The 25512-nt window shown below is 74.9% G+C and carries 22 protein-coding genes; 8 read left to right on the top strand and 14 right to left on the bottom strand.

The window, feature by feature from the left end; all coding sequences use genetic code 11:
• Positions 1-4 precede the first annotated feature (4 nt).
• Positions 5-514 (bottom strand): hypothetical protein, encoded by a 510-nt coding sequence (locus MJ876_RS17150; RefSeq protein WP_240238201.1) that lies wholly within the window; start codon positions 512-514, stop codon positions 5-7.
• Between the two features lie 83 nt (positions 515-597).
• Between MJ876_RS17150 and MJ876_RS17145 the strand changes: the two genes are divergently transcribed.
• From MJ876_RS17145 to MJ876_RS17130, 4 genes are all read left to right on the top strand, one after another.
• Complete coding sequence (locus MJ876_RS17145) at positions 598-840, top strand: hypothetical protein (RefSeq protein WP_240238199.1); 243 nt, start codon at positions 598-600, stop codon at positions 838-840.
• Positions 841-954: 114 nt separating this feature from the next.
• Positions 955-1500, top strand: coding sequence for a Dps family protein (locus tag MJ876_RS17140; RefSeq protein WP_240238197.1), 546 nt, complete (start codon positions 955-957; stop codon positions 1498-1500).
• Positions 1501-1603: 103 nt separating this feature from the next.
• Entirely contained in the window at positions 1604-2758 is a 1155-nt protein-coding gene (locus tag MJ876_RS17135; protein ID WP_240238195.1) for a hypothetical protein, read from the top strand.
• Between the two features lie 5 nt (positions 2759-2763).
• Complete coding sequence (locus tag MJ876_RS17130) at positions 2764-3561, top strand: alpha/beta fold hydrolase (protein WP_240238193.1); 798 nt, start codon at positions 2764-2766, stop codon at positions 3559-3561.
• Between the two features lie 90 nt (positions 3562-3651).
• Here MJ876_RS17130 and MJ876_RS17125 read toward each other — a convergent pair whose 3' ends face one another.
• From MJ876_RS17125 to MJ876_RS17115, 3 genes are read right to left on the bottom strand one after another with little or no spacing between them, the layout of a single operon-like run.
• A complete protein-coding gene (locus MJ876_RS17125) occupies positions 3652-4467 on the bottom strand; it encodes an ABC transporter permease (protein WP_240238191.1) in 816 nt (271 codons plus the stop codon).
• On the bottom strand, positions 4464-5396 hold the full coding sequence (locus tag MJ876_RS17120; protein WP_240238189.1) for an ABC transporter ATP-binding protein: 933 nt from the start codon (positions 5394-5396) through the stop codon (positions 4464-4466). Before MJ876_RS17120 ends, MJ876_RS17125 begins: the two co-directional genes overlap by 4 nt.
• The gene (locus tag MJ876_RS17115) at positions 5393-6538 is read right to left on the bottom strand and encodes a hypothetical protein (RefSeq protein ID WP_240238187.1); all 1146 of its coding nucleotides are present in this window, start codon (positions 6536-6538) and stop codon (positions 5393-5395) included. Before MJ876_RS17115 ends, MJ876_RS17120 begins: the two co-directional genes overlap by 4 nt.
• Before the next feature lie 265 nt (positions 6539-6803).
• Between MJ876_RS17115 and MJ876_RS17110 the strand changes: the two genes are divergently transcribed.
• The gene (locus MJ876_RS17110; protein WP_240238184.1) at positions 6804-10067 is read left to right on the top strand and encodes a S8 family serine peptidase; all 3264 of its coding nucleotides are present in this window, start codon (positions 6804-6806) and stop codon (positions 10065-10067) included.
• Between the two features lie 88 nt (positions 10068-10155).
• Here the strand turns inward: MJ876_RS17110 and MJ876_RS17105 are convergent, their stop codons facing one another.
• Both MJ876_RS17105 and MJ876_RS17100 read right to left on the bottom strand, forming a co-directional pair.
• Complete coding sequence (locus tag MJ876_RS17105) at positions 10156-11169, bottom strand: threonine aldolase family protein (RefSeq protein ID WP_308192614.1); 1014 nt, start codon at positions 11167-11169, stop codon at positions 10156-10158.
• Between the two features lie 217 nt (positions 11170-11386).
• Positions 11387-12733: a class II 3-deoxy-7-phosphoheptulonate synthase gene (locus MJ876_RS17100; protein ID WP_240238182.1), complete on the bottom strand. Its 1347-nt coding sequence runs from the start codon at positions 12731-12733 to the stop codon at positions 11387-11389.
• 90 nt (positions 12734-12823) lie between these two features.
• On the opposite strand from MJ876_RS17100, the gene MJ876_RS22335 reads away from it, so the two are divergent.
• On the top strand, positions 12824-13600 hold the full coding sequence (locus MJ876_RS22335; RefSeq protein ID WP_240238179.1) for a DUF4031 domain-containing protein: 777 nt from the start codon (positions 12824-12826) through the stop codon (positions 13598-13600).
• Positions 13601-13615: 15 nt separating this feature from the next.
• On the opposite strand, the gene MJ876_RS17090 is transcribed toward MJ876_RS22335, so the two are convergent.
• Positions 13616-15052: an APC family permease gene (locus MJ876_RS17090; RefSeq protein WP_240238176.1), complete on the bottom strand. Its 1437-nt coding sequence runs from the start codon at positions 15050-15052 to the stop codon at positions 13616-13618.
• 208 nt (positions 15053-15260) lie between these two features.
• On the opposite strand from MJ876_RS17090, the gene MJ876_RS17085 reads away from it, so the two are divergent.
• The gene (locus MJ876_RS17085; protein WP_240238174.1) at positions 15261-18818 is read left to right on the top strand and encodes an ABC transporter ATP-binding protein; all 3558 of its coding nucleotides are present in this window, start codon (positions 15261-15263) and stop codon (positions 18816-18818) included.
• Between the two features lie 23 nt (positions 18819-18841).
• On the opposite strand, the gene MJ876_RS17080 is transcribed toward MJ876_RS17085, so the two are convergent.
• Positions 18842-19867: a 6-phosphofructokinase gene (locus MJ876_RS17080; RefSeq protein WP_240238172.1), complete on the bottom strand. Its 1026-nt coding sequence runs from the start codon at positions 19865-19867 to the stop codon at positions 18842-18844.
• Between the two features lie 211 nt (positions 19868-20078).
• Between MJ876_RS17080 and MJ876_RS17075 the strand changes: the two genes are divergently transcribed.
• On the top strand, positions 20079-20912 hold the full coding sequence (locus tag MJ876_RS17075) for a DUF1028 domain-containing protein (protein WP_240238170.1): 834 nt from the start codon (positions 20079-20081) through the stop codon (positions 20910-20912).
• Here MJ876_RS17075 and MJ876_RS17070 read toward each other — a convergent pair.
• The 6 genes from MJ876_RS17070 to MJ876_RS17045 form a co-directional block, all read right to left on the bottom strand.
• Positions 20909-21844, bottom strand: a complete 936-nt coding sequence (locus tag MJ876_RS17070) for a hypothetical protein (protein WP_240238168.1) — start codon at positions 21842-21844, stop codon at positions 20909-20911. The two genes, MJ876_RS17075 and MJ876_RS17070, sit on opposite strands and share 4 nt — an antisense overlap.
• Complete coding sequence (locus tag MJ876_RS22330; protein WP_240238166.1) at positions 21834-22346, bottom strand: GNAT family N-acetyltransferase; 513 nt, start codon at positions 22344-22346, stop codon at positions 21834-21836. Before MJ876_RS22330 ends, MJ876_RS17070 begins: the two co-directional genes overlap by 11 nt.
• Positions 22316-22948, bottom strand: a complete 633-nt coding sequence (locus MJ876_RS17060; protein ID WP_240238260.1) for a response regulator transcription factor — start codon at positions 22946-22948, stop codon at positions 22316-22318. Before MJ876_RS17060 ends, MJ876_RS22330 begins: the two co-directional genes overlap by 31 nt.
• A gap of 70 nt (positions 22949-23018) precedes the next feature.
• Positions 23019-23585 (bottom strand): flavin reductase family protein, encoded by a 567-nt coding sequence (locus MJ876_RS17055; protein ID WP_240238164.1) that lies wholly within the window; start codon positions 23583-23585, stop codon positions 23019-23021.
• A gap of 9 nt (positions 23586-23594) precedes the next feature.
• Positions 23595-24770, bottom strand: a complete 1176-nt coding sequence (gene macS / locus MJ876_RS17050; protein WP_240238162.1) for a MacS family sensor histidine kinase — start codon at positions 24768-24770, stop codon at positions 23595-23597.
• Between the two features lie 2 nt (positions 24771-24772).
• A complete protein-coding gene (locus tag MJ876_RS17045) occupies positions 24773-25504 on the bottom strand; it encodes a 1-acyl-sn-glycerol-3-phosphate acyltransferase (protein WP_240238160.1) in 732 nt (243 codons plus the stop codon).
• Positions 25505-25512 lie beyond the last annotated feature (8 nt).

The raw sequence follows: 25512 nt of genomic DNA, 5'->3' as shown, positions 1-25512 counted from the left end.
CGGCTCAGCAGTCCGAGAGCCGCCAGCCGTCGTCGGTGAGGGTCCACTCCTCGTCCGACTGGACGAGGCCGTCCGCGCCCCGGAAGGTGTAGTCGACCGCCGCGACCTCCGTCGGCTCCCCGTCGACGTCCTCGCGCGAGGTCGTCGCGTCGTACGTCGCGAACGGCAGCGGCTCGCCGTACACCTCGCCGGCGCGGGTCACGATCAGCAGGTAGGTCCCCCGTGGCACGCGCGTCTGGCACTCGGCGGTGTAGAAGGCGTAGGCGAGCTCGCCGTCGCCGGTGAGGAGGGCGTCGCTGAAGGTGCGGACCGCGCCGCGCAGCTCCGTCGTGGCCTCGGCGACGTCGGGTGGCAGCGTCTCCGCGTCGGCCGACGGGTCGAGGGTCTCCCCCAGCGAGACCTCGTCCCCGGGACCCTCGGGCGCCGCGGCGTCGTCGTCACCGCCGCAGGACGCCAGCGCGGGGACGCCGAGGAGCAGCAGGGCAACGGGGAGGGCGGGCGCTCGTCGGCTCACGGACCCGACCCTAGGAGGCGCACCCTGGCGGGGGGGCAGGACGTCCGGGAGACAGGTGTGCGGTCAGTGGGTACCCCGAGGCCATGACCGAACCCGTCACCCCCGAGACCCCCGACGACGACCCCCGCGTGGAGGCCCTCCAGGCCGCCGTCGACCGCGTCGTCTCGTACGAGGAGTCCGCTCCCCGCGACACGATCCGCACCGAGCTCGACGGCGCCGTCTCCCAGGCCGGCGTCGAGGTGCCCGACGACGTCCTCGAGCGGCTCGTCGACGCCATCGACACCGACGACGGCGAGCACCTGGACGTCCGCACCTTCCTGGGCTGAGCCCCCGGGCCCGTGCCGGCGCCGCCGGAATCCCCCGCACCACCGCGGTGTTGCCCCGGTAGCACCGCACGACCGCACGACCGCACGCACGACGTCATCCACCGAAGGAGAACCGTGTCCTACACCGTCCCCGGACTGACCGGCGAGCAGGCCCAGACCATCATCGGTCTGCTGCAGGGCCGCCTGTCCGCGTACAACGACCTCCACCTGACCCTGAAGCACGTCCACTGGAACGTCGTCGGGCCGCACTTCATCGCGGTGCACGAGATGATCGACCCGCAGGTCGAGCTCGTCCGTGGCTACGCCGACGAGGTCGCGGAGCGCATCGCCACCCTCGGCGGCTCGCCCAAGGGCACCCCGGGCGCGATCGTCGCCGACCGGACGTGGGACGACTACTCCCTCGGCCGCGACAGCTCGCTCGCCCACCTCGGGGCGCTCGACCTCGTCTACACCGGCGCGATCACCGACAACCGCAAGGTGATCGAGACCTCCGGCGACATCGACCCGATCACCGAGGACATGGTGATCGCGCAGACCGCCGAGCTCGAGAAGTTCCAGTGGTTCGTGCGCGCGCACCTCGAGTCCATCTCGGGTGACCTCGTGACCGAGGGCGCCGGCAGCGAGGCGTCGGCCGCGGACGCGAGCCGCGCCGACGGCTGACCGCCGACGGACCCCACGGCCGGAGACGGCCGCACGACGGGCCGGGACCCTGCCGCTACCGTGGAGGGCTCCCGGCCCGTCGTCGTCCTGGAGGGAGGCCGTGATGTCGTCCGGCTGGTCCGACTGGCGCACCGACACCGCCGAGCGCACCCCGCTCCCCGTCGTCCCGGCGGACGAGCGCGACCTCGCCCTCCCGGCGTACCTGGGCCTCGGCGCGAGGCCGGACGACCAGGCCGGCGACGAGACCCGCTCCCTGCCGCCCGTCCTGGTCCCGGCGGAGCCCTCGGGCGACCTGCCGCGACCGCCCCGCTGGCCGCTGTACGCCGACGAGCCGTCGACCGGCACGACGGACCCGGTCCCCCCGACGACCCCCACCACGTCGACCGCCGACCGGCTCGTACCGGTGCCCGCGCAGGCCCCCGCGGCAGGCGGGTCCTCCGGCCCCGGGCGCGGGCCCCTGTCGCGACCGGTGCTGCCCTGGGTCGCCGCGGCGATGGCGGTCGCGCTGGCCGCCGGCACCGGAGTCTTCCTCGGCAGCCGGCCCGAGCCGGTCGTCACCACGAGCAGCGTGTCTCTCCAGGGCGTCCGCGACGACGGACGGCAGGAGGCCCGCTCGCCGGGCACCTCCCGCAGCGAGGGTGACCAGGGCCGGCAGGCCGGGCGGCCCCGTGGCGACGGGGACACCCGGCGGGGCGGGGCCCGCCAGGACGGCCCCCGTGAGGACGGGCGGCCCACCGGCGCCGCGCAGGCGCGGCGCGACGCCGAGCCCGTGACGTCGCTGACCAACGCCACGGCGCCGTCCACCGCCCCGCCGAACGAGGACCTCGCCGGCCGGACCGTCAGGTACGCCGCCCCGAACATGCTGGACGGCCGCGACGAGACCGCCTGGCGGATGGTCGGCGACGGGCAGGGCATGGTCCTGACCTTCACGTTCTCCAGCCCGGTGACCCTGACCACCGTGGGCCTGCTCAACGGCTACGCGAAGACCGGGTCCTCGGGGGGCCGGACGGTCGACTGGTACGCCGGCAACCGGCGCATCCGCCAGGTCGAGTGGTACTTCGACGACGGCTCGCGCGTCGTCCACTCTCTGGACGACGTCGCGCAGGTGCAGCGCACCGACATCCGCCCGCGCACCACCTCGACGCTGCGCCTGCGGCTGACCCGCGTGTCCGGTCCGGGCGGCGGGCCGGACCGGCGCGACTACACCGCGATCAGCGAGGTCGCGCTCGAGGGCGTCCCGCGCCCGGCACGCGACTGACGCCCGTGCTGGACTCGCTGGCGCCCGCACGGCGCCGCCTCGTGCTCCTCGTCGGTGGCGTGCTGGCGCTCGCGCTCCTCGCCGCAGCGGCCCTCGGAGCGACCGCCCTCCTCGGCGACGACGACCCGGTCGCCGTGGCGCAGGACGAGCCCGGACCGGTGCTGCTGGTGCCCGGGTACGGCGCGACCGGCGCCGGGCTGCAGCCGCTCGCCGACGCGCTCGAGGCCGAGGGACGCGAGGTGGTGGTCGTCGACCCGGTGGACGGCGGCACCGGCGACCTGCGCGCCCAGGCTGCGGCGCTGGGCCGGGTCGCCGCCGAGACGGCCCGCGAGGCCGGGGCGGACTCCGTCGACGTGGTGGGGCACTCCGCCGGCGGCGTCGTGGCCCGGTTGTGGGTCGCCGAGGACGGCGGCGACGCGCTGGCGCGGCGGGTCGTGACGCTCGGGTCGCCCCACCACGGCACCGAGGTCGCCGACCTCGGCGCCGGGCTCGCCCCCGACACCTGCCCCCAGGCCTGCCGCCAGCTCACCACCGACAGCGACCTCCTCGCCGGGCTGAACGCCGGCGACGAGACACCGGACGGTCCGCAGTGGGTGAGCATCTGGACCGAGGGCGACCAGGTCGTCGTCCCGCCGACGTCCGGCAGGCTGGACGGCTCCGTGGCGTACGCCGTCCAGGACGTCTGCGGTGGTCTCCGGGTCGAGCACGGCGCCCTGCCCTCCGACCCCGCCGTCATCGCGATGGTCCTCGACGCGCTGGGCGTCGACGTCCCGAGCGGCCCCCCGCGGGCCTCGGTCTGCTGAGCCATCGCGGCCGAGCGTAGGAGGCCGTGACGCGGCGCAGGTCGAGGCGCCAGGGAACCTCACCGGACCTCGACCCGCGGTTGTGGCGACCTACCGCGTGACGTCCTTCGTCGTGAAGTTCGCCCAGGCGGCACCCAGGAAGACCGCGACGTACAGCAGCTGCAGGCCGATCCCGCGCAGGATGTCGCGCCAGAAGATGGGGTCGCGGAAGAGGTCGGTGAACGCCAGCCAGTAGCGGGTGATCAGCCACGGGTGCAGGGCGCTCGCGGCGTCGAGGGTGAGCAGCAGGGTCGAGGCGATGAGGACGGCGATCGCGCCCAGCGCGGCGGCGAGCGGGGTGTCGACGAGCGTCGAGCAGAACAGCGCGATCGCGGCGACGCCGAGCATGCACAGCATCGCGTACGCCAGCGACATCAGGGTCCGCAGCACCAGCTCGGGGGTGGTCAGCGAGGTGCCCGAGAAGGTCGCCGTCCCGGTGGTGACGTCCTGCTGGCCGAGTAGCAGCACCCCCACGACGTACGCCGTGGCCGCCACGACGACCACCGCCAGCAGGGCGAACACGACGACCGCGACGAGCTTGGCGACGAGCAGCCGGGTGCGGCCGACCGGGCGGATCAGCACGTAGCGCAGCGTCCCCGCCTGGCCCTCGCCGGCGACCGCCTCGCCCGCGGTGACCGCGACGGCGACGGGCAGGAACAGCGGCACCACCATGGCCAGCGCCGCGAGCGGGTAGAGGGTGCCGTCCGTCAGCACCGCGGACAGGAACGCCGGGCCCGTGCCCGGCCGTGGACCCACCCCGGTGACGGCCAGCAGGACCGCCACGAGCACCGGCAGGGCGTCGATCAGCGCGATCGTCACCCACGTCCGACGGCTGCAGAGCAGCTTGCGGAGCTCGACGCGGATCACGAGGCCCTCTCCCTGCGGTCGCCGGCACCCGCGGACGCGGCGAGCACGACCTGCTCGAGGGTCCGACGCTCGGGCGCGAGCAGCGTGACCCGGCAGCCGGCCTCGACGAGGCGCCGGTTGAGGGTGCCCGTGTCGTCGGCCCGCACGAGCAGGCGGTCGCCGTCCCGGCCCTCGACCGCGTCTCCGAGCAGGGACGCCGCCCGGCCGGGGTCGTCGGTCACCACCTCGGTGCGACCCGTCGGGCCCTGCAGCGCCGCCAGGTCGTCCTGGAGCACGAGGCGCCCGCGGTCGAGCACGCCGACCCGGGTGCACATCTGCTCGATCTCGGCGAGCAGGTGGCTCGACAGGAACACCGTGACCCCACCCCGGTTCAGCTCGAGCAGCAGCTCACGGATCTCGTGGATGCCCTGCGGGTCGAGGCCGTTCGTCGGCTCGTCGAGGACGAGCAGGCGCGGCGAGCGCAGCAGCGCGGACGCGAGGCCGAGCCGTTGGCGCATGCCGAGCGAGTACGCCTTCACCGGCCGCCGGTCGATGCCGCCGAGCCCCACGCGCTCCAGCACCTCGCCGATGCGTCGCTCGCGGGTACGACGGCCTCCCGCGGGTCCGGCGGAGCCCATCGCGTCGAACAGGCGCAGGTTGGCGCGGCCCGACATCGACTCGTAGGCGCCGGGGCCCTCGACGAGCGCCCCCACCTGCGGCAGCACCTCCTGGCGGTGGCGCGGCATGGGCCGTCCGAGGACCTCCGCCTCGCCCCGGGTGGCGAGCACGAGGCCGAGCAGCATCCGCACCGTGGTCGTCTTGCCGGACCCGTTGGCGCCGAGGAACCCGTACACGTCGCCCTCGCGGACGTCGAGGTCGACGCCGTCGACCGCGGTGACGCGACCGAAGCGCTTGGTCAGCCCCGCGGTGCGGATGACGGGCTCGGTCACGGGGTGCCTCCGGTCGTCGTCATCGGGGCCGCGGTCGTCGTGAACGCCCACGAGGGGGTCAGGCTGCGCCCGGCGCGCACCAGGGTCTCGGGCGTCACCAGGCCGGTGACCAGCCACCCGTCGCCGTCGCCGTCGTCGGTCACGAGCACGCCGAGCGGCCCGAGGACCGCGACGGTCCGCTCGGGGGTCACCGACGCCCCGGGGGTCAGGGCGAGCTGCTCGCGCAGCGGGCCGGCCCCACGCTCGTCGAGCGGCAGGGCCATGACACGCGTCACCCCGCGCCCGTAGACGCCGACGGCGCCGGCGGAGTCCCGGGTCCGCGGCAGGCCGGCGAGGCGTCGCGGCGGCACCGCCTCGGCGAACCGGCTGACCGCGTCGACGATGTCGAGGACGTCCTCGTCCTCGACGACCACCCCGCGCGGCGGGTCGAAGGCGACCGTCGACGCGGCGGGCTCGGTGTCGTCGAACTCCGCGAACGCCGTCGACAGCACGGGGTCGTCGCCGTCGCCGTACACCTCCACCGAGAGCGGGACGGACGTCTCGGCGTCCGCCCAGACGTCCACCCGGCGGACGCTGGCCTGCGGCAGGGACGGCACGAGGCGCAGCCCGAGGGCGTCGCGGCCGGCCAAGCGCCGCGCCCCGATGCGACTGACCTCGTCGTCGCGGACGCCCGCGAGGACGTGGCGGGCGAGCTCCGGGGGCAGCAGGTCGACGGTGCGCGGCAGGCGGACGTCGGGGTCGCGGTAGCGCTCCGCGGTCCCCTCGGCGATGCCGGTCTCGTAGCTCCACTCGGTGGTGAGCGCGCCCTCGTGGCGCAGCCCCACCTCGCCGGCGGGGCGCAGCTCGTCGACCCGCCAGGCGTCCGGGCCGCGCCACCAGGCGCGCAGGCGGGTCTGCTCACCCAGCAGGTCGCCCACCGAGGAGAAGCGGTCGGCGTCGGGGAGCGCGAGGGTGCCCTGGGAGACGACGTACCCCGACCAGGGACGGTCGACGGAGTCCTGGACGCGGTCGGCGAGCGTGGCGGCGTCCACGTCGTCGTCGGCGGCGGGCCAGGACCGGACGACGACCGCGACGGCGACGAACACCGCCAGGCCGAGGGTGACCGCAAGCCATCGCCGTCCCGCGGACCTGACCCCTCCCATGTCCCCCGACGCTACGGGGCGGCCCCACGGACCGACCGAGTCCGTTCCGTGACCTCCCAGCCATGGACGAAGCGATCCGGGCCGGGTTAGAACGGTGTGCGCCCCCACGACCGCACTGGTCCAGACCGGTCAGCATCTCTCGGGTCCCGGCCGCCGCCGCGGGGAGCGCCGCTCGCAGCACCTCTCGGAACCCCCTCTCGGAACGGACCACTCTGTGAATCCCTCACCCCTGCGCGCGCGCCGACAGCGCCGCGCTCTCACCGCGGTGGCCACCCTCGCCGCCGCGGCCGTCACCGCCACCACCCTCGGCTCGGTTGCCCCGGCGTACGCCGCACCCGGCGGCTCCGGTGGCGCAGCCGGCGGTCCCGCCGGGGTCGTCGCCGACCCGGCGGAGGTCGGCACCCCCGACAAGACCTTCGGGCCCGTCGACCAGCAGCGGCTGGCCGCCGCCGAGGAGGCGGGCGAGCGTCGCGTGTCGCTCCTCGTCGCCGCTGGCGAGGGCGAGAGCGACGCCGCGCTCGCCGACCTCGCCGACCTCGGCGGTCGGGTCGAGGCCCGCGACGAGTCCGTCGACTACCTCCGCGTCTCCGTGCCGATCGAAGCCGCCGAGGAGGTGCCGCGGCTCGGCACCGTCAAGGCCGTCGACGTCGACGGCGTCGTCGAGCTGGACGACCCGCGCCCGGTCGGTCGCGGCCAGGAGGACCCGAAGCCGCAGCCGGCGCCCGACGCCGACACCCCGCGGGTCAACCCCTACATGCCGACCCAGGACACCGGCGCGGCCCAGTTCGCCCGGGGCGCCCGCGACGGGCGCGGCGTGACCGTCGCGATCCTGGACTCCGGCGTCGACATGGACCACCCCGCCCTGCGCAGCACCTCGCAGGGCCAGCGCAAGGTCGTCGACTGGTACAACGCCAACTCCCCCACCTCGGGCGACGGCACCTGGCTGCGGATGTCGTCCACGACCGTGACCGGTGAGTTCACCACCGGCGGCCAGACGTGGACGGCGCCGTCCAGCGGCGGCCCGTACAGCTTCGCCGTGCTCAACGAGGGCGCCCAGGACCTCGGCCAGGCCGGCAGCGACTTCGGCGCCGACCTCGACCGCGACGGCGTCCTGCGCGAGAACATCGGCGTCCTGCAGGACACCACCACCAAGGAGGTCCTCGTCGACCTCGACGGCGACCGCGACTTCACCGACTCCAAGCGGATGATCGACTACAAGGTGAAGAAGGACGTCGGCTTCTTCGGCGTCGACGACGAGCAGACCGCGATCCGCGAGCGCATGGCGTTCGTCGTCCAGACGGACCGGTCGCAGTACGGCTCCGGCATCCCCTGGGTCGGGATCGGCATCTCCGGCAGCCACGGCACGCACGTCGCGGGCATCGCGACCGGCCACTCCCTGTTCGGCGGGGCCATGGACGGCGCCGCCCCCGGCGCCAAGGTGATGGCGATCAAGGCCTGCCTCGCCTCGACCTCGTGCACCAGCTCCGGCCTCGTCGACGGCGTCCTGTACGCCGCCCGCAACGGCGCCGACGTCGTCAACATCTCGATCGGTGGCCTGCCCGCCCTCAACGACGGCGACAACGCCCGCGCGGAGCTCTACAACCGCGTCATCGACGAGTACGACATGCAGCTCGTCATCTCCGCCGGCAACTCCGGCGCCGGCCTCAACACCGTCGGCGACCCGTCGGTGTCCAGCAACGCACTGAGCGTGGCGTCGTCCATCACCGACGACACGTGGCTGTCGAACTACGGCGCCGAGGTGACGGCCGCCGAGGACCTGCACCAGTTCTCCTCCCGCGGCCCCCGCGAGGACGGCGGCTTCAAGCCGCAGCTCGCCGCCCCGGGCTCGGCGATCTCCACCACGCCGCCGTGGCAGCCGGGAGGCCCCGTCGCCGGGACCTACGCCCTGCCCCCGGGCTACAGCCAGTTCAACGGCACCTCGATGGCCGCGCCCCAGACGACGGGCGCCGTGGCGCTCCTCATCGGCGCCTACAAGCGCCTCAACGACGGTGAGCGTCCCTCGGCCGAGGCCCTGCGGACCGCGCTGATGTCCGGTGCCCGCTTCATGCCCGAGGCGGACGCCGCCGAGCAGGGCACTGGTGTCGTCGACGTCGCCGCCGCCTGGCAGCTGCTCAAGGCCGGCGTCGACAGCGAGACGATCGACACGCGGGTCCAGGTCAACACCGTCCTCGCCGACCAGCTCGCCGAGCCCGGGGTCGGGGTCGGCATCCACGACCGCGAGGGCGTGACCGGCAGCTACACCCGCACCTACTCGGTGACCCGCACCGAGGGTCGTCCGGGCACCCACCCGTTCGCCATCTCGTGGGTCGGCAACGACGGCACCTTCTCCTCGCCGTCCAGCGTGGACCTGCCGCTCGGCCAGGCGGTCGACGTCCCCGTCCGCATCACCCCGAAGGGCAGGGGCGCGCACTCCGCGGTCATGCGCCTGGACTCCCCCGACACCACCGGTGTCGACGGCCAGACGATGAACGTGGTCGTGAACCCGAACGTCGCGGGCGAGGGCAACGGGTTCACCGTGCGCAAGCGCGGCACGGTGGGTCGCAACGAGACGAAGAGCCTGTTCGTCCGCGTGCCCGAGGGCGCCACGGCGCTCCGCGTCGACCTGGCGGGCGGCGGCGAGGCCGCCGGTGCCGGGCAGATCCGCTTCAGCCGCTTCAGCCCCGACGGCCTGCCCGTCGACCCGGCCGGCTCGCTGTCCTGCTACACCCCGGTGGTCACGCCGGGCGGCAGCTGCGCCACCGGTGAGCCGACGAGCCGCACCACCCTGAACCCGACCCCGGGCGTCTGGGAGGTCGTGGTCGACGGACGTCGCACCTCCGACACGAACACGGCGCGCTACACCGTCGAGGCGACCGTCCTCGGTGCCGTGGTCTCGCCCGACCCGGACGTGGTCGAGCAGGCCGTGGTCGGTGAGCCCGTCGCGCGGAGCTACGAGATCACCAACCAGTTCGCGGCCTTCGAGGGCCGGGCGACCGGCGGGGCGCTGAGCAGCGCCTTCATCGACCGGCCGACGATCGCGGACCTGGCGCAGACCGAGCAGGAGATCGAGGTGCCGACGGGCGCCACGTCGTTGTCGGTGCAGATCGGCAACCCGTCCGACGCCGGGTCCGACCTCGACCTGTTCCTCTACTTCTGCGCCACGGAGGACAACTGCGTCCTGCGGGCCCAGTCGGCCGGCGGCACCTCCGAGGAGGCCGTCCGCGTCGCCAACCCGCAGGCGGGCACGTGGATCGCCGAGGTCGACGGGTACGCCGTCCCCTCCGGGACCACGGAGTACGACTACCGCGACGTCGTCGCCGCGCCGGGCTACGGCACGCTCACGCTCGACGACACCGACGCCCAGCGGGCCACCGGCGAGACGTGGACCGTCACCGGCGAGCTGACCGCGGAGTCCGACCCGGGCGAGGGCCGCTCCCTGCTCGGCGAGGTCGCCGTGGTCGACACCGACGGTGACCGCGTCGGGTCGGGCCAGGTGCTGGTCGAGGAGGTCGTGGGCGCGCAGGACTGACGCGCCCGCCCTCACAGCGACGACGGCCCCACCTCCCCCGTCCGGGGAGGTGGGGCCGTCGGCGTCGGGCCTCCCGCGGGACCGACAGCTAGACCGACAGGACGTCGCGCAGGACCGTCGCCGCCCGCTCGACCTGCGCGGTGTCGACGTCGAGGTGGGTGACCACCCGCAGCGTCCGCGGGCCCACGGCCCCGACGCGGACGCCCTGCGCGGCGGCCCGTCGTACGGCCTCGGCGGCGCCGCCGGGCACGTCGACGACGACGATGTTGGTGTCGACCTCCCCGGGGTCGACGCCGCACGCCTCGGCCAGCAGCCGGGCGTGGGCGTGGTCCTCGGCGAGGCGCTCGACGTGGTGGTCCAGCGCGTGGAGGCCCGCGGCGGCGAGGACGCCGACCTGCCTCATGCCGCCGCCCATCCGCTTGCGCCACGCCCGCGACTCCGCGATCGCGTCGGCGCTGCCGAACACGAGCGAGCCGACCGGCGCGCCGAGGCCCTTCGACAGGCACACGGCACCGACGTCCACCAGGCGGCCGTAGGTCGCGAGGTCGACGCCGGTGGCGACGTGGGCGTTCCAGATCCGGGCGCCGTCGAGGTGGACGGCGCACCCCTGGGCGTCCGCGAACGCCCGGACCCGCTGCAGGTCCGCCAGGGGCAGCACCGCGCCGCCGGCGAAGTTGTGCGTGTTCTCCAGCGCGATCGCCGCGGTCGGGACGAAGTAGGGCCCGAGGTCGGGGGCGTACATGCGCTCGAGCTGCTCGTGGTCCACGCCGCCGCGGGGGTGGTGCCAGGTCCGCATCGTCAGCCCCGTGTACGCCGCGTGGGCACCCAGCTCGGCGCGGGCGATGTGCGCGGAGGCCTCGCACAGCACCTCCTGGCCCACGCCGACCACGGTGCGCACCGCCAGCACGTTCGCCATCGACCCCGTCGGGGTGAAGAGGGCGGCCTCGTGGCCGAGCGTCGCGGCGACCCGCTCCTCGAGCGCGGCGACAGTGGGGTCCTCGCCGTACACGTCGTCCCCGACGTCCGCGCGGGCCATCGCGGCCCGCATGGCCTCGGTGGGCCGGGTGACGGTGTCGGACCTCAGGTCGATCGGTGCGTCCACCCTCCGAGCCAACCAGACGCCGCGCGGCTGCTCGTGGGCGGCCGGGTGCCGGTCCGTGGGCGCTCGTCGTGGGCGGCTCGCGGGGTCGGTCGCGGGGTTTCACCAGCCGGCTGACGATGTGCCGACCTGGCCCCCGAAGTTCCGGGGGCCAGGTCGGGGTTTCACCAGCCGGCTGGTGAAACCCGAGGCGGGTGAGTCCCCTGGGACCGCGACGCGCTCAGGCGCGGCGGAGCATCTCCGCGACGAGGAAGGCCAGCTCGAGGGACTGCACGCGGTTCAGGCGCGGGTCGCAGACGGACTCGTACCGGTTGTGCAGGTCGATCTCGGCGAGCTCCTCGCCGCCGCCGACGCACTCGGTGACGTCGTCGCCGGTGAGCTCGACGTGGATGCCGCCGGGCCAGGTGCCGAGGGAGCGGTGGACGTCGAAGAAGCCCTGCACCTCGTCGGTGACGTCGTCGAGCCGACGGGTCTTGTAGCCGGACGACGCCTCGAAGGTGTTGCCGTGCATCGGGTCGCAGATCCAGGCGACGGCCAGGCCGGCGGCGGTGACCTTCTCGACCAGCGACGGCAGCCCGTCGCGGATCTTCTGCGCGCCGAAGCGGGTGATGAACGTGAGCCGGCCCGGGGTGTTGTGCGGGTTCAGGCGCTCGGCCAGCGCGATGGCGTCGTCCGCGGTGGTGGTGGGCCCGAGCTTCACGCCGATGGGGTTGCGGATGTGGCGCAGCAGCTCCACGTGGGCGCCGTCCAGCTGTCGGGTGCGCTCACCGATCCACACGAAGTGCCCCGAGACGTCGTACGGCGCCTGGGTGCGGGAGTCGATGCGGGTCATGGCGTGCTCGTACTCGAGCACCAGCGCCTCGTGGCTCGAGTGCACCTGGGTGGTCGCGAGCTCGCTCGGGTCGGCGCCGATGGCCTTCATGAAGGTCATCGCGCGGTCGATCTCGCCGGCGAGCATCTCGTAGCGCTGGCCGGCGGGCGAGTCGCGCACGAAGTCGGTGTTCCAGGTGTGGACCTCGCGCAGGTCGGCGTAGCCGCCGGTGACGAAGGCACGCACGAGGTTCAGCGTCGCGGACGACGAGTGGTAGACGTCGACGAGCCGCTCGGGGTCCGGGATGCGGGCCTCGGCAGTGAAGGGGAAGCCGTTCACGGCGTCCCCGCGGTACGCCGGGAGGGTCACCTGCTCGCCGTCGACGACGCGGGTCTCGGTGTCGGAGGAGCGCGGCTTCGCGTACTGCCCGGCGATCCGACCGACCTTCACGACCGGCACGGAGGCGGCGTAGGTCAGCACGACCGCCATCTGCAGCAGCACGCGGAGCTTGTTGCGCACGTTGTCGGCGGTGACGCCGGCGAAGGTCTCGGCGCAGTCGCCGCCCTGGAGCACGAACGCCTCGCCGCGCGCGACCGCGGCCAGCTGGTCGGTGAGCGCGTCGCACTCGCCGGCGAAGACCAGGGGCGGGTACGTGCGCAGACGGGCCACGGCGGCGTCGAGCGCGGCACGGTCGGGGTACGTCGGCTGCTGGGCCGCTCCGCGCGCGTGCAGGCTCTCGAGGTCGGGGATCGTCACCGGCTCAGGGTACGGCGGCCGGACCGTCGGCTCCGAACCGGCGGCGGGCGGTGGACAGGCGGTGTCGGCCCCCGGCACTAGGGTCCGGGGGTGGCGATCCTCATCGACCCGCCGGCCTGGCCGGCGTACGGGCGGCTGTGGTCCCACCTCGTCAGCGACACCTCGCTGGCCGAGCTGCACCACTTCGCCGCGGCGCACGGCCTGAGCCGCCGGCTCTTCGAGGGCGACCACTACGACGTCCCGGACACCGCGTACGCCGACCTCGTCGCCGTCGGTGCCCGCCCGGTGACCTCACGTGAGGTCGTGACGGCGCTACGGGCCGCCGGCCTGCGTCTGCGCAAGCGCAAGGGCGAGCGCCCCGTCGAGCGGCTGTTCGGCGCCGACCTCGGGGACGGAGTCCCCCGCGACGTCGACCTGCTGCTGTCGGACTGGCAGCCCCCGCCCGAGCGCACCTACGCCGCGAGCGTGCTGCTGCGGGACGCCCGGGGCCGCTGCGCGGTGGTGTACAACACGCGCCGCCGGGTGTGGGGGCCTCCCGCGGGCAGGACCGAGCCGGGCGAGGACGCCGTCGCCACCGCCGTCCGTGAGGTCGCCGAGGAGACCGGCGTCCGGTTGCGACCCGCCCAGCTGACGTTGCTGGGTCACGAGGTGTTCCGGCCGGCCATGGCCCCCGGCCGTGACCTGCTGGCCTTCCTGACCGCCACCGTGGACGGCGACGGCGCCGACCTGCACGGCATCGACGACGAGACCACCGGACACGCCTGGGTCACGCCCGCCGAGATGGAGCGGCGCTGCTCGGGGGAGTTCTGGTGGCCCCTGGTCGGCTACGTCCTCGCGCTGGGGCCGTGGCGACGACCCTCCCGCTAGTCCCCGCCGCCGCGCCTACTCGAGGTGCTCGATGTCGCGGAAGCCGGTCTTCTTGGCGCGGACGCCGCGGTTCGTCAGCCAGGTCAGGGCCCACAGCGCGACCCCGAGCGCCAGCAGACCGCCGGCGACCTCGTACTGGATCCAGTCCTCGGGGTCCCGCGCCCACGGGCCGACGAGGAAGGCGCTGGCCACGGCGCCGACCAGCGGCAGCACGGTCGGGGCACGGAAGGCGCCCTGGGGGGTGGGGTCGCGCCGCAGCACGAGGCAGGCGACGTTGACGATGGTGAAGACGACGAGCAGCAGCAGACCGGTGGTCCCGGCGAGCGCGGAGACGACGGTGGTGTCCCCCATCGTCGAGACGATCGAGATCACCCCGAGGGCGAGCACGGTGGTGAAGAGGATCGCCGACCAGGGCGACTGGCGCTTCGGCAGCACCATCGCCAGCGAGCGGGGCAGCACGTCCTGCTTCGCCATGCCGTAGACCAGCCGGCTCGCCATGAGCATGTTGATGAGCGCGGTGTTCGCGACGGCGAAGACGGTGAGGAACGGGAAGATCGTGTCGACCGGCAGGTCCGGCGCCCCGACCCGGACGACGTCGAGCAGGATCCCGGCGTCAGGGTTGACGGGGTCGGCGATGTCGCCGGCGGGGATCACGGCCACGACCATGACCGCGATGACCATGTACAGCAGCACCGCGATGCCGAGACCGGTGAGCATCGTGCGCGGGAAGATGCGCTGCGGGTCCTTGGTCTCCTCGACCATGTTCACCGAGTCCTCGAAGCCGACCATCGCGAAGAACGCGATCGCGGTGGCGACGGTGACCGCCGCGAACGCGCCGCGGTCCCCCGCGGACTCGAAGACCACGACGCGGCCCAGGTCGCCGTCCCCCCGGCCGATGGCCCAGAACCCCACGCCGATCACGATCGCGAGCGCCGCGAGCTCGACCATCGTCAGGACCACGTTGAACTTCACGCTCTCGCCCACGCCGCGCAGGTTGATCGCCGCGAGCAGCACCATGAACCCGAGCGCGACCGGCAGCGCCGGGGCGTCGTCGAACCCGAGGCCGATGAGCAGGTTGCTCGCCAGCAGGTTGGACGACGTCGACGCGCTGGTGATGCCGGAGCAGACGACCGCGAACGCGACGAGGAACGTCACGAAGTGGATGCCGAACGCCTTGTGCGTGTACAGCGCGGCCCCCGCGGCCTGCGGGTACTTCGTGACGAGCTCCAGGTAGGAGAACGCGGTGAGGGTCGCGATCGCGAAGGCGACGAGGAACGGCAGCCACGCCATGCCCCCGACCTCGCCCGCGATGTCGCCGGTGACGGCGTAGATGCCGGCGCCGAGGATGTCGCCCACGATGAACAGCAGGAGCAGCCGCGGACCCAGCACCCGCTTCAGCGGTGGCTCCGTCGCGGTCCGTCCCCCGAGGTCCTGACCAGCCAGGTCCGACATGACTCCCCTTCTGGTGTGCATCACGTGGTGCAGCCGGGCGGCGGCGACGCCCCCCAGCGCGGCCGTGACGTCCCACTGTGGCCCGCCCACAGGACGATGTCCACGACATCGGGGGATCCGGGCCCATGCCGTCCGGCCGGGCGTCGCCGTCGCCGGACGCGAATAACCGGGTGAGAGGCGTCGGTGGGTCCGCCTACTGTGGACCATCGTGTCGACCACCACCCGGACCTCCGAGACCTCCGCCGTCCCGGACCCCCACGCCGGGGTGGCCGACGACCCGGCCCGCCGCCTCGACCTCGCGCGGCTGCGTGGGGCGCGCGCCACCGTCGCCGTCTCCGTCGCGGCCCTCGGCGCCCTGGGCTCCGCCCTCGGCAGCGTCGTCACCGGCCGCATCGCCGCCGGTCCGACCGCGACGCTGGCGGCCCTGCTGGCGCTCTGCGTGGTGGGCGGCGCCCTGCTGGACACGGCCGGGCGCACGGTCTGGTCGGCCGTCGTGGACCGCGCCGAGGGCCGGCTGCGGGCCGACCTGGTCAGCGCCGCGCTCTCGCAGCCCCTCGCCGCCCTCTCGGAGCAGGCCGTCGGCGAAATCCTGGACCGCGTCGACGACGACACCCACGAGATCGGCACCCTGCTGCGCGGTCCCGCCTGGGAGGCCCTGCGCACCACGCTCATCGCGCTGCCGCTGTGGGTCGTCGCCGGCGTCACCTGGTGGCCGATGTGGCTGCTCTTCCCGCTCGCCGCGGCCCTGTCCCTGGTCGCCGTCCGTCGCACGCTCGGCGAGATCAAGCGGCTCCGCGTCATCGAGGAGATGGCCTGGACCGACCACGCCGCCGCGATGGAGGAGGGCATCGCCGGGCGCGACGACCTGCGCACCAGCCTCGGTCGCGCCTACCTGCTGCGTCGGACCAGCGAGCTCGCGGCCGCCTGCCACGCCCGGTTCGACGACGTCCTGCGCCTCGAGGTGTCCGTGACCCGGCGTGCCGGGCTGATCCTGCACCTGCTGCTCGCCGGGATCGCCGTCGGCGGCGTCGCCGTCGCGATCGGCGGCGGGATGGGGGTCGGTGCCCTGGTCACCCTCTTCCTCGTCACCTCCACCTTCGTCGGCCAGGTCTCGCGCCTCGCCGAGCAGCTCCCGGACCTGCAGGCGGGTCTGGGCGCCGTCGTCCGCCTGCGGCAGCTGCTGGAGGTGCCGCCGGAACCCGTCGGCGGGCGCCCGCTGCCGCCGGGCTCGCTCGACCTGGAGCTGCGCGACCTGCACTTCCGCTACCCCACCGAGTCCGGGGGCGGCGCCTTCGCGTTGAGCGGGCTCGACGTGCACCTGCGCGCGGGGCGCACCCTCGCGCTCGTCGGCCGCACCGGGTCGGGCAAGTCCACGGTGGTGTCCCTGCTGTCCCGCGCCGTCGAGCCGCCGCCCGGCAGCGTGCTCCTGGGTGGCCGGGACGTCCTCGAGGTGGACCTCGAGGAGCTGAGGCGCGGGGTCGGGGTGGTCAGCCAGCGCACCGAGATCGTCGCCGGCACCCTGGCGGAGAACATCGCGCTGTACGGCGACGTCCCCCGCCACCGCATCGCCTCCGCCGTGGCCGAGCTCGGGCTCGAGGCCTGGGTGGACGGGCTCCCCCGCGGGCTCGACACCCTCCTCGGCCCCGGCGGCGTCACCCTGTCGGCCGGCGAGGAGCAGCTGGTCGCGTTCGCCCGGCTCCTGGTGCGCGACGTGCGTCTGGTCGTGCTCGACGAGGCGACGGCGCGGATGGACCCGCACACGGAGGCCCAGGTCGTCCACGCCGCCGACCGGCTGCTCGCGGGTCGCACCGGCGTCCTGGTCGCCCACCGCCTGGCCACCATCGCCCGGGCGGACGACGTCGTCGTCCTGGAGGCCGGCCGCGTCGTGCAGCAGGGCCCCCGGCGCCGGCTGGCCGGCGAGCCCGGTCCGTTGCGCGAGCTGCTGGCCGCCGCCGGCTTCGGCGAGGAGTTCGGCGCCGAGGTCGAGGCCCCGCCCGCGCCCTCCGGCCCGGACGGCGGCCCGGTCGCCGTCGGCGGCCGCCGGCGCACCGGCACCCCGCCGGAGCGCCACAACCCCGGCCCGGGCCTCCCCCTCGCGAAGCTGACCCGCCGCGTGCTGTCGATCCACCCGTGGTGGGGCCTGTTCTGCGCCTTCCTGTTCCTGCTCTGCTCCCTGGTCGGTGCGTTCGGCGCGGTCACGGGCCTCGCCTGGGGACTGGCCGTCGAGGACCTCCGCGACGGGGGCCGCCCCTGGTGGCTGCTCGTCGGCGTCACCGTGTCCCTGCTGGCCTCGCCGCTGCTCATCGCCCAGGCCATCCGCGGCTACCCGCGGTGGTGGATCGCGGTGATGCTGCGGGTGCGCACCTCCGTGCTCGCGGCGCAGACCGACCAGCACCGCCTGCCCCGGACTCCGCCCGGCGAGGTGGTCGCACGGGCGATGGACTCCGACCGGCTCGCCCGGTACGGCGACCGCTGGGTCGACGTCACCAACGGCCTGCTCGTCGCGGTCATCACCGCCGCCCTGGGGCTGAACCTCGGCGCCGGGCTCGTGCTGCTCGTCGTCATGGGCGTCTCGGCGATCGCGTCGGTCATCGGGGCGCCGTACGCCGGTCGCGCCGCCGCCGGCGCCTCGGCCAGCCGCGCGGGCTTCGGCCGCGCCCTGGTCTCGGCCCTCGACTCCGCCCGCACCCTCAAGCTCGCCGCAGCCACCCGCGACGCCCGCGCCCACCTCGCCGCCGTCGACGGCGGCCGGGTGGACGCCGCCGTCAAGGAGCACCGCATCCTCGCGCTGCTCGAGGGCGTGCCGGTCGTGATGGTGCAGGTCGGCGTCGTCACCGCCTGGGTCGTCTACCTGCAGGGCGGCTGGGACCTCGCCACCGCGCTGCTGGTCTCCGGCGCCGTCCTCGGCTTCGGCTGGTTCGGCCAGGTCGCGGCCCGGGTCATCACCGAGGCCCCCGGCGTCCGTGCCTGGGCGGCGGAGACCTCACGGTTCGCCGGCGGACGCGACCTCATGGCGCTCCCGGACGGCGTCGACCTCGTCACCGGCGCCGCCCCCGCTCCCCCGCCCGCCGTGCGTGAGCCCCTCGCCAGCGTGGAGCTCACGGGCGTCGACGCCCTCCACGACGACGGCACGATCGGTGTCTCCGACGTCGACCTGCGGGTCGACGCCGGTGACCTCGTGCTGCTGGTCGGCCAGGTCGGCGCGGGCAAGTCGAGCCTGCTGTCCACCCTGGCCGGGCTCGTCGAGCACACGGGCTCCATCCGATGGAACGGCCAGGAGGTCACGGACCCCGAGCACGAGCTGCGCCCCGCCCGGGTCGCGCACGTCGCGCAGGTGCCCCGGGTCCTGTCCGGCACCTTCGGCGACAACGTCCTGCTCGACCACGCCGACCGCACCCTGCACCCCGCGGTCGACGACGCGCGGCTCGGTCGCGACCTCGAGGAGGCCGGCGGCCCGGACTCGCTCGTCGGGCACCGCGGCGTCCGCCTGTCGGGCGGGCAGGTGCAGCGCCTCGCCCTGGCCCGCGCCCTGGCCACCGACGCCGAGCTGCTCCTCGCCGACGACGTCTCCTCCGCGCTCGACGCGACCACCGAGATCGAGCTGTGGTCGGCGCTGCGGGAGCGCGGCACCACCGTCCTCGGCTCGACGTCCAAGGCAGCGGCGCTCGCACTGGCCGACACCGTCGTCGTGCTCGTCGACGGTCGTGTCGCGGCGCAGGGGCCGTGGGCGGAGCTGTCGTCGTCCTGGGGCCACCTGGCGGGCTGAGCGGCCCGAGCGGCCGGAGCGGCTCAGCCGAAGAAGACCTGCGCCTCGGCGTACTCGGCGGGGCTGACGAGCTTGAGCTCGCCCGTGGCCTCGGCGAGGGGCACGCGGACGACGTTCGTGCCGCGCAGCGCGGTCATCACACCGAACTGCTTCTCGGCGACGGCGTCGATCGCGTGCAGGCCCAGGCGGGTGGCGAGCCAGCGGTCGAACGCCGTCGGCGTGCCGCCACGCTGGATGTGGCCGAGGACGACGGAGCGCGCCTCCTTGCCGGTGCGGTCCTCGATGGCCTTGGCGAGCTGGTCGCCGATGCCACCGAGCCTCACGTGACCGAACGCGTCGGTCTCCCCGCCCTGGAGGGCCATCTGGCCGTCCTTCGGCGTCGCGCCCTCGGAGACCACGACGATCGGCGAGTACTGGCTGCGGAAGCGCGACTCGACCTGGGCGCAGACCTCCTCGATGTCGAAGGGGACCTCGGGGATCAGCACGATGTTGGCGCCACCCGCGATGCCGGAGTGCAGCGCGATCCAGCCGGCGTGACGGCCCATGACCTCCACGACCAGCACGCGGTGGTGCGACTCGGCCGTGGTGTGGAGGCGGTCGATGGCCTCGGTGGCGATGTTGACCGCGGTGTCGAAGCCGAAGGTGAAGTCCGTGCCCGACAGGTCGTTGTCGATGGTCTTCGGCACTCCGACGACGTTCACGCCGAGGTCGGCGAGCTTCGTCGCGACGCCCAGGGTGTCCTCCCCGCCGATGGCGACCAGGGCGTCGACGCCGTCCGAGGCGAGGTTGTCCTTGATGCGCTCCACGCCGTTGTCGAGGGCGAACGGGTTGGTGCGCGAGGAGCCCAGGATCGTCCCGCCGCGCGGGAGGATGCCACGGCACTGCTCGACGCCGAGCGGCATCGTGTAGCCCTCCAGCGGGCCCTTCCAGCCGTCGCGGTAACCGACGAACTCGAAGCCGTGCTCGGCCACGCCCTTGCGGACCACCGCCCGGATCACCGCGTTCAGCCCGGGGCAGTCGCCGCCTCCGGTGAGCACTCCGACGCGCATCGCACCTCCAGGGTGGATCGGGGTTGGATCGATCACATCGGCGCCCACCCTAGGTGCCCCGCGCCACACGTGACGAGGGTGAGCACCCGGCGAGACGCCGGCGCCGCCGAGAATGCCGAGACCGCCGGGGGCCGCGGCCCGCGCCCGGCGCCGGGGACGGCGGCGGGGACGGCGGCGGAGGCGCACCGGCGTCCGTGCCTAGGCTGACCCGGTGACCTTCTCCATCGTGGCCCGATCCACCGACGGCGAGTCGTGGGGCGTGGCCGTCGCCTCGAAGTTCCTGGCCGTCGGCAGCGCCGTCCCGGCCGCCGTCGCCGGGGTCGGGGCCATCGCCACCCAGGCCGACGCGAACGTCGCCTACAAGGGCCTCGCGCTCTCGCACCTCGACGAGGGCGCCACCGCCCCGGTGGCGCTGCAGCGCCTGCTGGAGGAGGACGAGGGCCGCGACCACCGGCAGGTGGGGATCGTCGACATGGACGGGACGGCCGCCAGCCACACGGGCGACTCGTGCTTCGACTGGGCCGGCGGGCGCACCGACGACGGCGTCGCGATCCAGGGCAACATCCTCGCCGGGCCCGAGGTGGTCGACGAGATGCTCGCCGCCTGGCAGCGCTCCGCGGGCGAGCCGGACCTCGCCCGGCGGCTGCTGGCCGCGCTGGCTGCGGGCGACGAGGCCGGCGGCGACATGCGGGGCCGTCAGTCGGCCGCGCTGCTCGTCGTCCGCGACGAGGCGGGGTACGGCGGCCGCGACGACATCGCGGTCGACCTGCGGGTCGACGACCACGCCGACCCGGTGACGGAGCTGGCGCGGCTGCTCGACCTCAACGACCTCTACCTCACGGCGTCGACCGACGAGGAGAAGGTGGCCGTGGACGACGACCTCGCCTCCGAGCTGCAGAGCCTCGTCGAGGGTCTCGGGCACCCCGACCTGCACGCCTGGGTCGGCACGGAGAACCACGAGATGCGCGTCGCGGACGACGGGTCGTGGATCGACCGGCGGGTCCTCGCCATCCTGCGCGAGCAGGCGCACCGGCCGCAGGGCTAGCCCAGCCGGTCGAGGGCAGCCCGCGCGGCCTCGTGGTCGCGTTCCGCGGCGTGGAGCGCGTCGCGGGCGTCGGCGCGCTCGTCCTCGGCGGCCTCGAGGTCGTCGTCGACCTGCTCGGCCTGCTCCTCCAGCTCGGCGAGCGCACGGCGGTGCTCGTCGATCTCGGCCTGCAGCTGCAGCCCACGGGCCTCGAGCGCGCTGACCGACTCCTCCGCCTCCCCGGCGGCGGAGCGCGCCTGCTCCAGCGCCTCGAGCGCCTCGTCCAGCGCCTCCTGCGCGGCCGCTCGCGCCTTGGCCTCGGCGTCCGGGTCGGGGACGACGCGCAGCGCGGGACCCGCCGGCCCGGCGGCGTCGCCACCGCCCCCCGCTCCCTCGACCTCCCGCGGCAGGAAGCCGGCGGCCTCGGGGACGGCGGCCGCGTCGGCGGGGTCCTCGGGGTCGGTCATGCCGGGACCGGTGGCGGACACGGTGGTGACGAGCAGCCCGCTGCGGACCAGGGCGGCGCAGGACTCGTCGAGCATCGCCGCGGTCAGCGAGCCCTCGACCTGGTCGGCGACGGCCTCGGTGACCTTGTGCCCGGACTCGCGGGCCAGCCGGCGGGCCCGGGTGGTGACCGCGGCGGTCAGCTGCCGCCGCTGGGTGGTGAGCTCGCGCATCGCGGCCGCGTCGAGGTCCGAGGCGGCGTCGCGCAGCGCCCGCCCGACGGCCAGCACCTCGTCGACCTGGCCGGCCTCCCGACGGACGAGGAGGTTGAGGACCCACGCGGCCACCGACGGCTTGCGCAGCTTCTTGACCCGGGCCGACAGCTCCGCGGCGCCGTCCTCGCCGGAGGCCTTGAGCTCCTTGGCCCGTGCGTCCCGCGCGGCCGTGAAGTCGCCCGGCAGCAGCCCGTACAGCGCGTCGGCCTCGGCGAGGACGGGGTCAGCGGGCATCCGCCGATCGTAGGGCCAGCTCGACCTCGGTCGGCCAGGGCGGGAACGGTGTCCGTCGGGTGCGACCGGTCGGCGTCCACCCGTGCCGCGCGTAGAGCGCCAGGGCGCGGGCGTTGCGCTCGAGGCACCACAGGGTGGAGCCGGCGCCGTGGGTCGCGGCGAAGCGGGCCAGCGCCGCGGAGCCGATCCCGAGCCCCCAGGCGGCGGGGTCGACCGACAGGTGCCGCAGCAGCCCCTCCTCGTGGCACAGCAGCGCGACGGGACGGTTCTCGCCGTCGAGCACCTCCGTGACGACCCCGGGCTCGACGAGGGTGGCCCGCCAGCGCGCGAGCACCTCGTCGTCCGGGAAGGGCTCGGCGCCGAAGACGTGCCCGAACCCGGCGAGGTTGGCGCGGCGCTCGAGGTCGCGCAGCGCGACGGCGTCCCCGAGCCCGGCCGTGCGCCAGGGCAGCGGCTCGGTCGTGGTGGCGCTCAGCCGTCCAGTCCTCGCTCGATGGCCCACCGGGTGAGCTCGACCCGGTTGTGCATCTGCAGCTTGCGCAGCGTGTTCTGCACGTGGTTCTGCACCGTGCGGTGCGACAGCACCAGCGTCTCGGCGATCTGCTTGTACGAGAGCCCGGTCGCCACCAGCCGGAGGATCTCGACCTCGCGGTCGGTGAGCTCGGGGGCGGGGTTCTCGGGCTCCGCGGGCCCGTCGGCCATGCGTCGGAACTCCCCGAGCACGAGCCCGGCGAGCCCGGGGGTGAAGACCGTGTCGCCGGCGGCCACCCGCCGCACGGCGTCCAGCAGCTCGGCGGCCGAGGCGGACTTCACCAGGTAGCCGGTCGCCCCCGCCTTGACCGCGGCGAGGACGTCGGCCTGCTCCCCGGACGCCGACAGGATCAGCACCCGCGCGGACGGGTCGTGGGCCAGCACCTCGCGGGTCACCTCGACCCCGTTCGGCTCGGGGATCTGGAGGTCGAGGACGACGACCCGGGGGCGCGCGGCCTTGAAGCGGGCGACGGCCTGAGCCCCGTCCGCGGCGACGGCGACGACCTCGCAGCCGGCGGCGGCGAGGTCCCGCTCGACCGCGTCGCGCCACATGGGGTGGTCGTCGACGACCATCACGCGCAGCGGCGCCTCCGCCGACCCGGCCGACCCCGCTGCTTCCTCCACGCGCGGAGGTTAGCGCGGGTCAGCGCGAGGCGGCCCCCGGACGGCGGTAGCGGCCGCGGCGGTGCTCGAGCGGTGCGCGGCGGCCCTCGTCGTCCGGGTCGTCCTCGCCGTCCTCCCCGCCGATCTCGACGTGCTCGGCGACACAGGTCACCTGGGTCGACCAGCCCACCGTCGCCGTCGACTCGAGTCGCACGTCCGCCCACGTCGTCGCGCTCGCCAGGCGGGGCCCGTGGTCGGTGTCGACGAACGCCGCCTGGGCGAACATGCCTCCGGGCGCCGGCGCCTGCCCGGCGAACACGTCGGCCAGCGCCCGCTGCTCCCAGGTCAGCAGGGCCACGACGGCCCGGCCGGTGCGCTCCAGCGCGTCCAGCAGGTCGGAGTCGGGGTCGAGCATGGCGACCACGCGGGTCTCCTCCCCCGCCACCACCAACCACGAGCTGACCGTGAGCCCGGCGCGCTCCCCGCCGGCGAGCGCGCCGCCGGCGGTCCACAGCGAGACGGTGCCGGTCAGACGCCCCCGGAGCCGGCGTCCCGGTTCACGGGCGCCCTCGGGGTCGGCGAACGGGTGGGTGTCGTGGATCGTCACCCCGCCACGCTAGCCAGCGGCGTGCGCCGTGCGACGCGGCCACGTCAGCTCCCAGGACGTGCCGGAGGGCCCGGTGGTGAGCTCCGCCGTCCCGCCCAGGTCGGCCAGGCGGCCGCGGATCGAGCCGGTGACCCCGAGGCGCCCGTCGGCCTCGGCCTGCTCGAGGCGACCGGGCGCGATGCCGGGGCCGGTGTCGCGGACGGTGAGGACCACCGCGGCGGGGGTGTCCTCGAGCAGGACGAAGGCGGGGGCGTCCTCGCCGACGTGGCGCGCCACGTTGTCGAGACAGGCCCCGACGGCGTCGACGAGCTCCGTGGCGACCTCGGCGGGCACCAGGACGGGCGCCCCGGTGCCCACCAGCGACGCCGACGGCGGTCGGCGGGCGACGCGGGCGGCCAGGGCCTCGCTGAGGTCCAGGGTGCTGTCGCCCTCGGGACGGACCAGGGCGTCCTGGCGGTTGATCAGTGTGCGCAGCGAGCTCTCCTGCTCGCCCGCGAGGCGGCCGAGCTCGGCGCCGTCCGGGCCCAGCGAGGGTCCGCGCCTCTGGACCATCGCGAGGACCTGGAGGACGCCGTCGTGGACGGCGCGCGCGAGGCGGGCGCGCTCCTCGGCGACCGCGGCCGCCCGCTCGGCGGCGTCCCGCTGGGCGGCCATCTCCTGCAGGGAACCGCAGAGGTAACCGACGATGGGCCCGCCGATCAGCACGAGGAAGACGTTGCCGAGGTTGGTCTGGGTGATCTCGGGGCGGACGGCCAGGTCGCAGGCGCTGAGCACGACCGCCGCGAGCAGCCCCCCGGGCCAGCGCAGGCACACCGCCCACACCAGCAGCGGCGCCATGACCCAGAAGCTCGGCAGCGACGTGGTGAAGTCGGGCCCCTCCACGACCGGGGACAGCAGCAGCGTCCCGGCACCCACCGCCAGGTCGAGGACCAGCACCGGCAGGGTGCGGCGCCGGGCCCGGCGCAGGACGACCACGACGACGACCGACCAGACGACCAGGAACGCCATCACCGCCAGGCCGAGCAGCGGCCGGTCGAGGCCGTCGTAGCGGAGCGCGAAGACGGCCAGCGTGTTCGCGAGCACCAGCGCCCGCAGCACGGCGAGCGCCCGGACCATGCGGTCCTGGACGGCGACCGCGGCCGTCCGCCCCGACGCCGCGGCCGGGCCGGACCTCGCCGCGCCCACGGTCAGGACGCCTTCGCCTCCGGCGCGCCGCCGTCGTCGTCGCGGGCCTTGCGCGCCTCCTGCTCGGCGGCCTTGACCTTGGCGGCGTACTCGTCGACGTACTCCTGGCCCGACAGCTTCATGATCTCGTACATGATCTGGTCGGTGACCGACCGGAGGATGTAGCGGTCGCCCTCCATGCCCTCGTACCGGGAGAAGTCCAGCGGCTCACCGAACCGCACCACCGGGCGGGTGACGCGGCCGAACTTCTTGCCGGGAGGGGCGACCTCGTCGGTGCCGACGACCGCCACCGGGATCACCGGGACGCCGGTCTCCAGGGCCAGCCGGGCGACCCCGATCTTGCCGCGGTAGAGGCGACCGTCGTGGGAGCGGGTGCCCTCGGGGTAGATGCCGAACAGCTCGCCGCGGCCCAGCACCTTCTTCGCCGACATCAGGGCACCCTCGGCGGCGTCGACGCCGGACCGGTCGATGGGGATCTGCCCGGAGCCGGAGAAGAACGTCTTCTGCAGCCAGCCCTTCACGCCCGGGCCGGTGAAGTACTCCGCCTTGGCGACGAAGCTGACACGGCGCGGAAGCGTGAGCGGCATGAACAGCCAGTCGGCGTACGACAAGTGGTTGCTCGCGAGGACGGCGGGGCCCTCCTCGGGGACGTTCTCGAGACCCTCGGCGCGGGGCCGGAACACGATGCGCAGCGCGGGGCCGATGGCGATGAGCTTGAGGAACCAGTAGAACACCGCAGATC

The sequence above is a fragment of the Nocardioides sp. CFH 31398 genome (genome assembly GCF_022436705.1).
GTDB lineage: Bacteria > Actinomycetota > Actinomycetes > Propionibacteriales > Nocardioidaceae > Nocardioides.
Note: the sequence above shows the minus strand (reverse complement) of the source record. Positions and strands in the feature narration are given on the sequence as shown.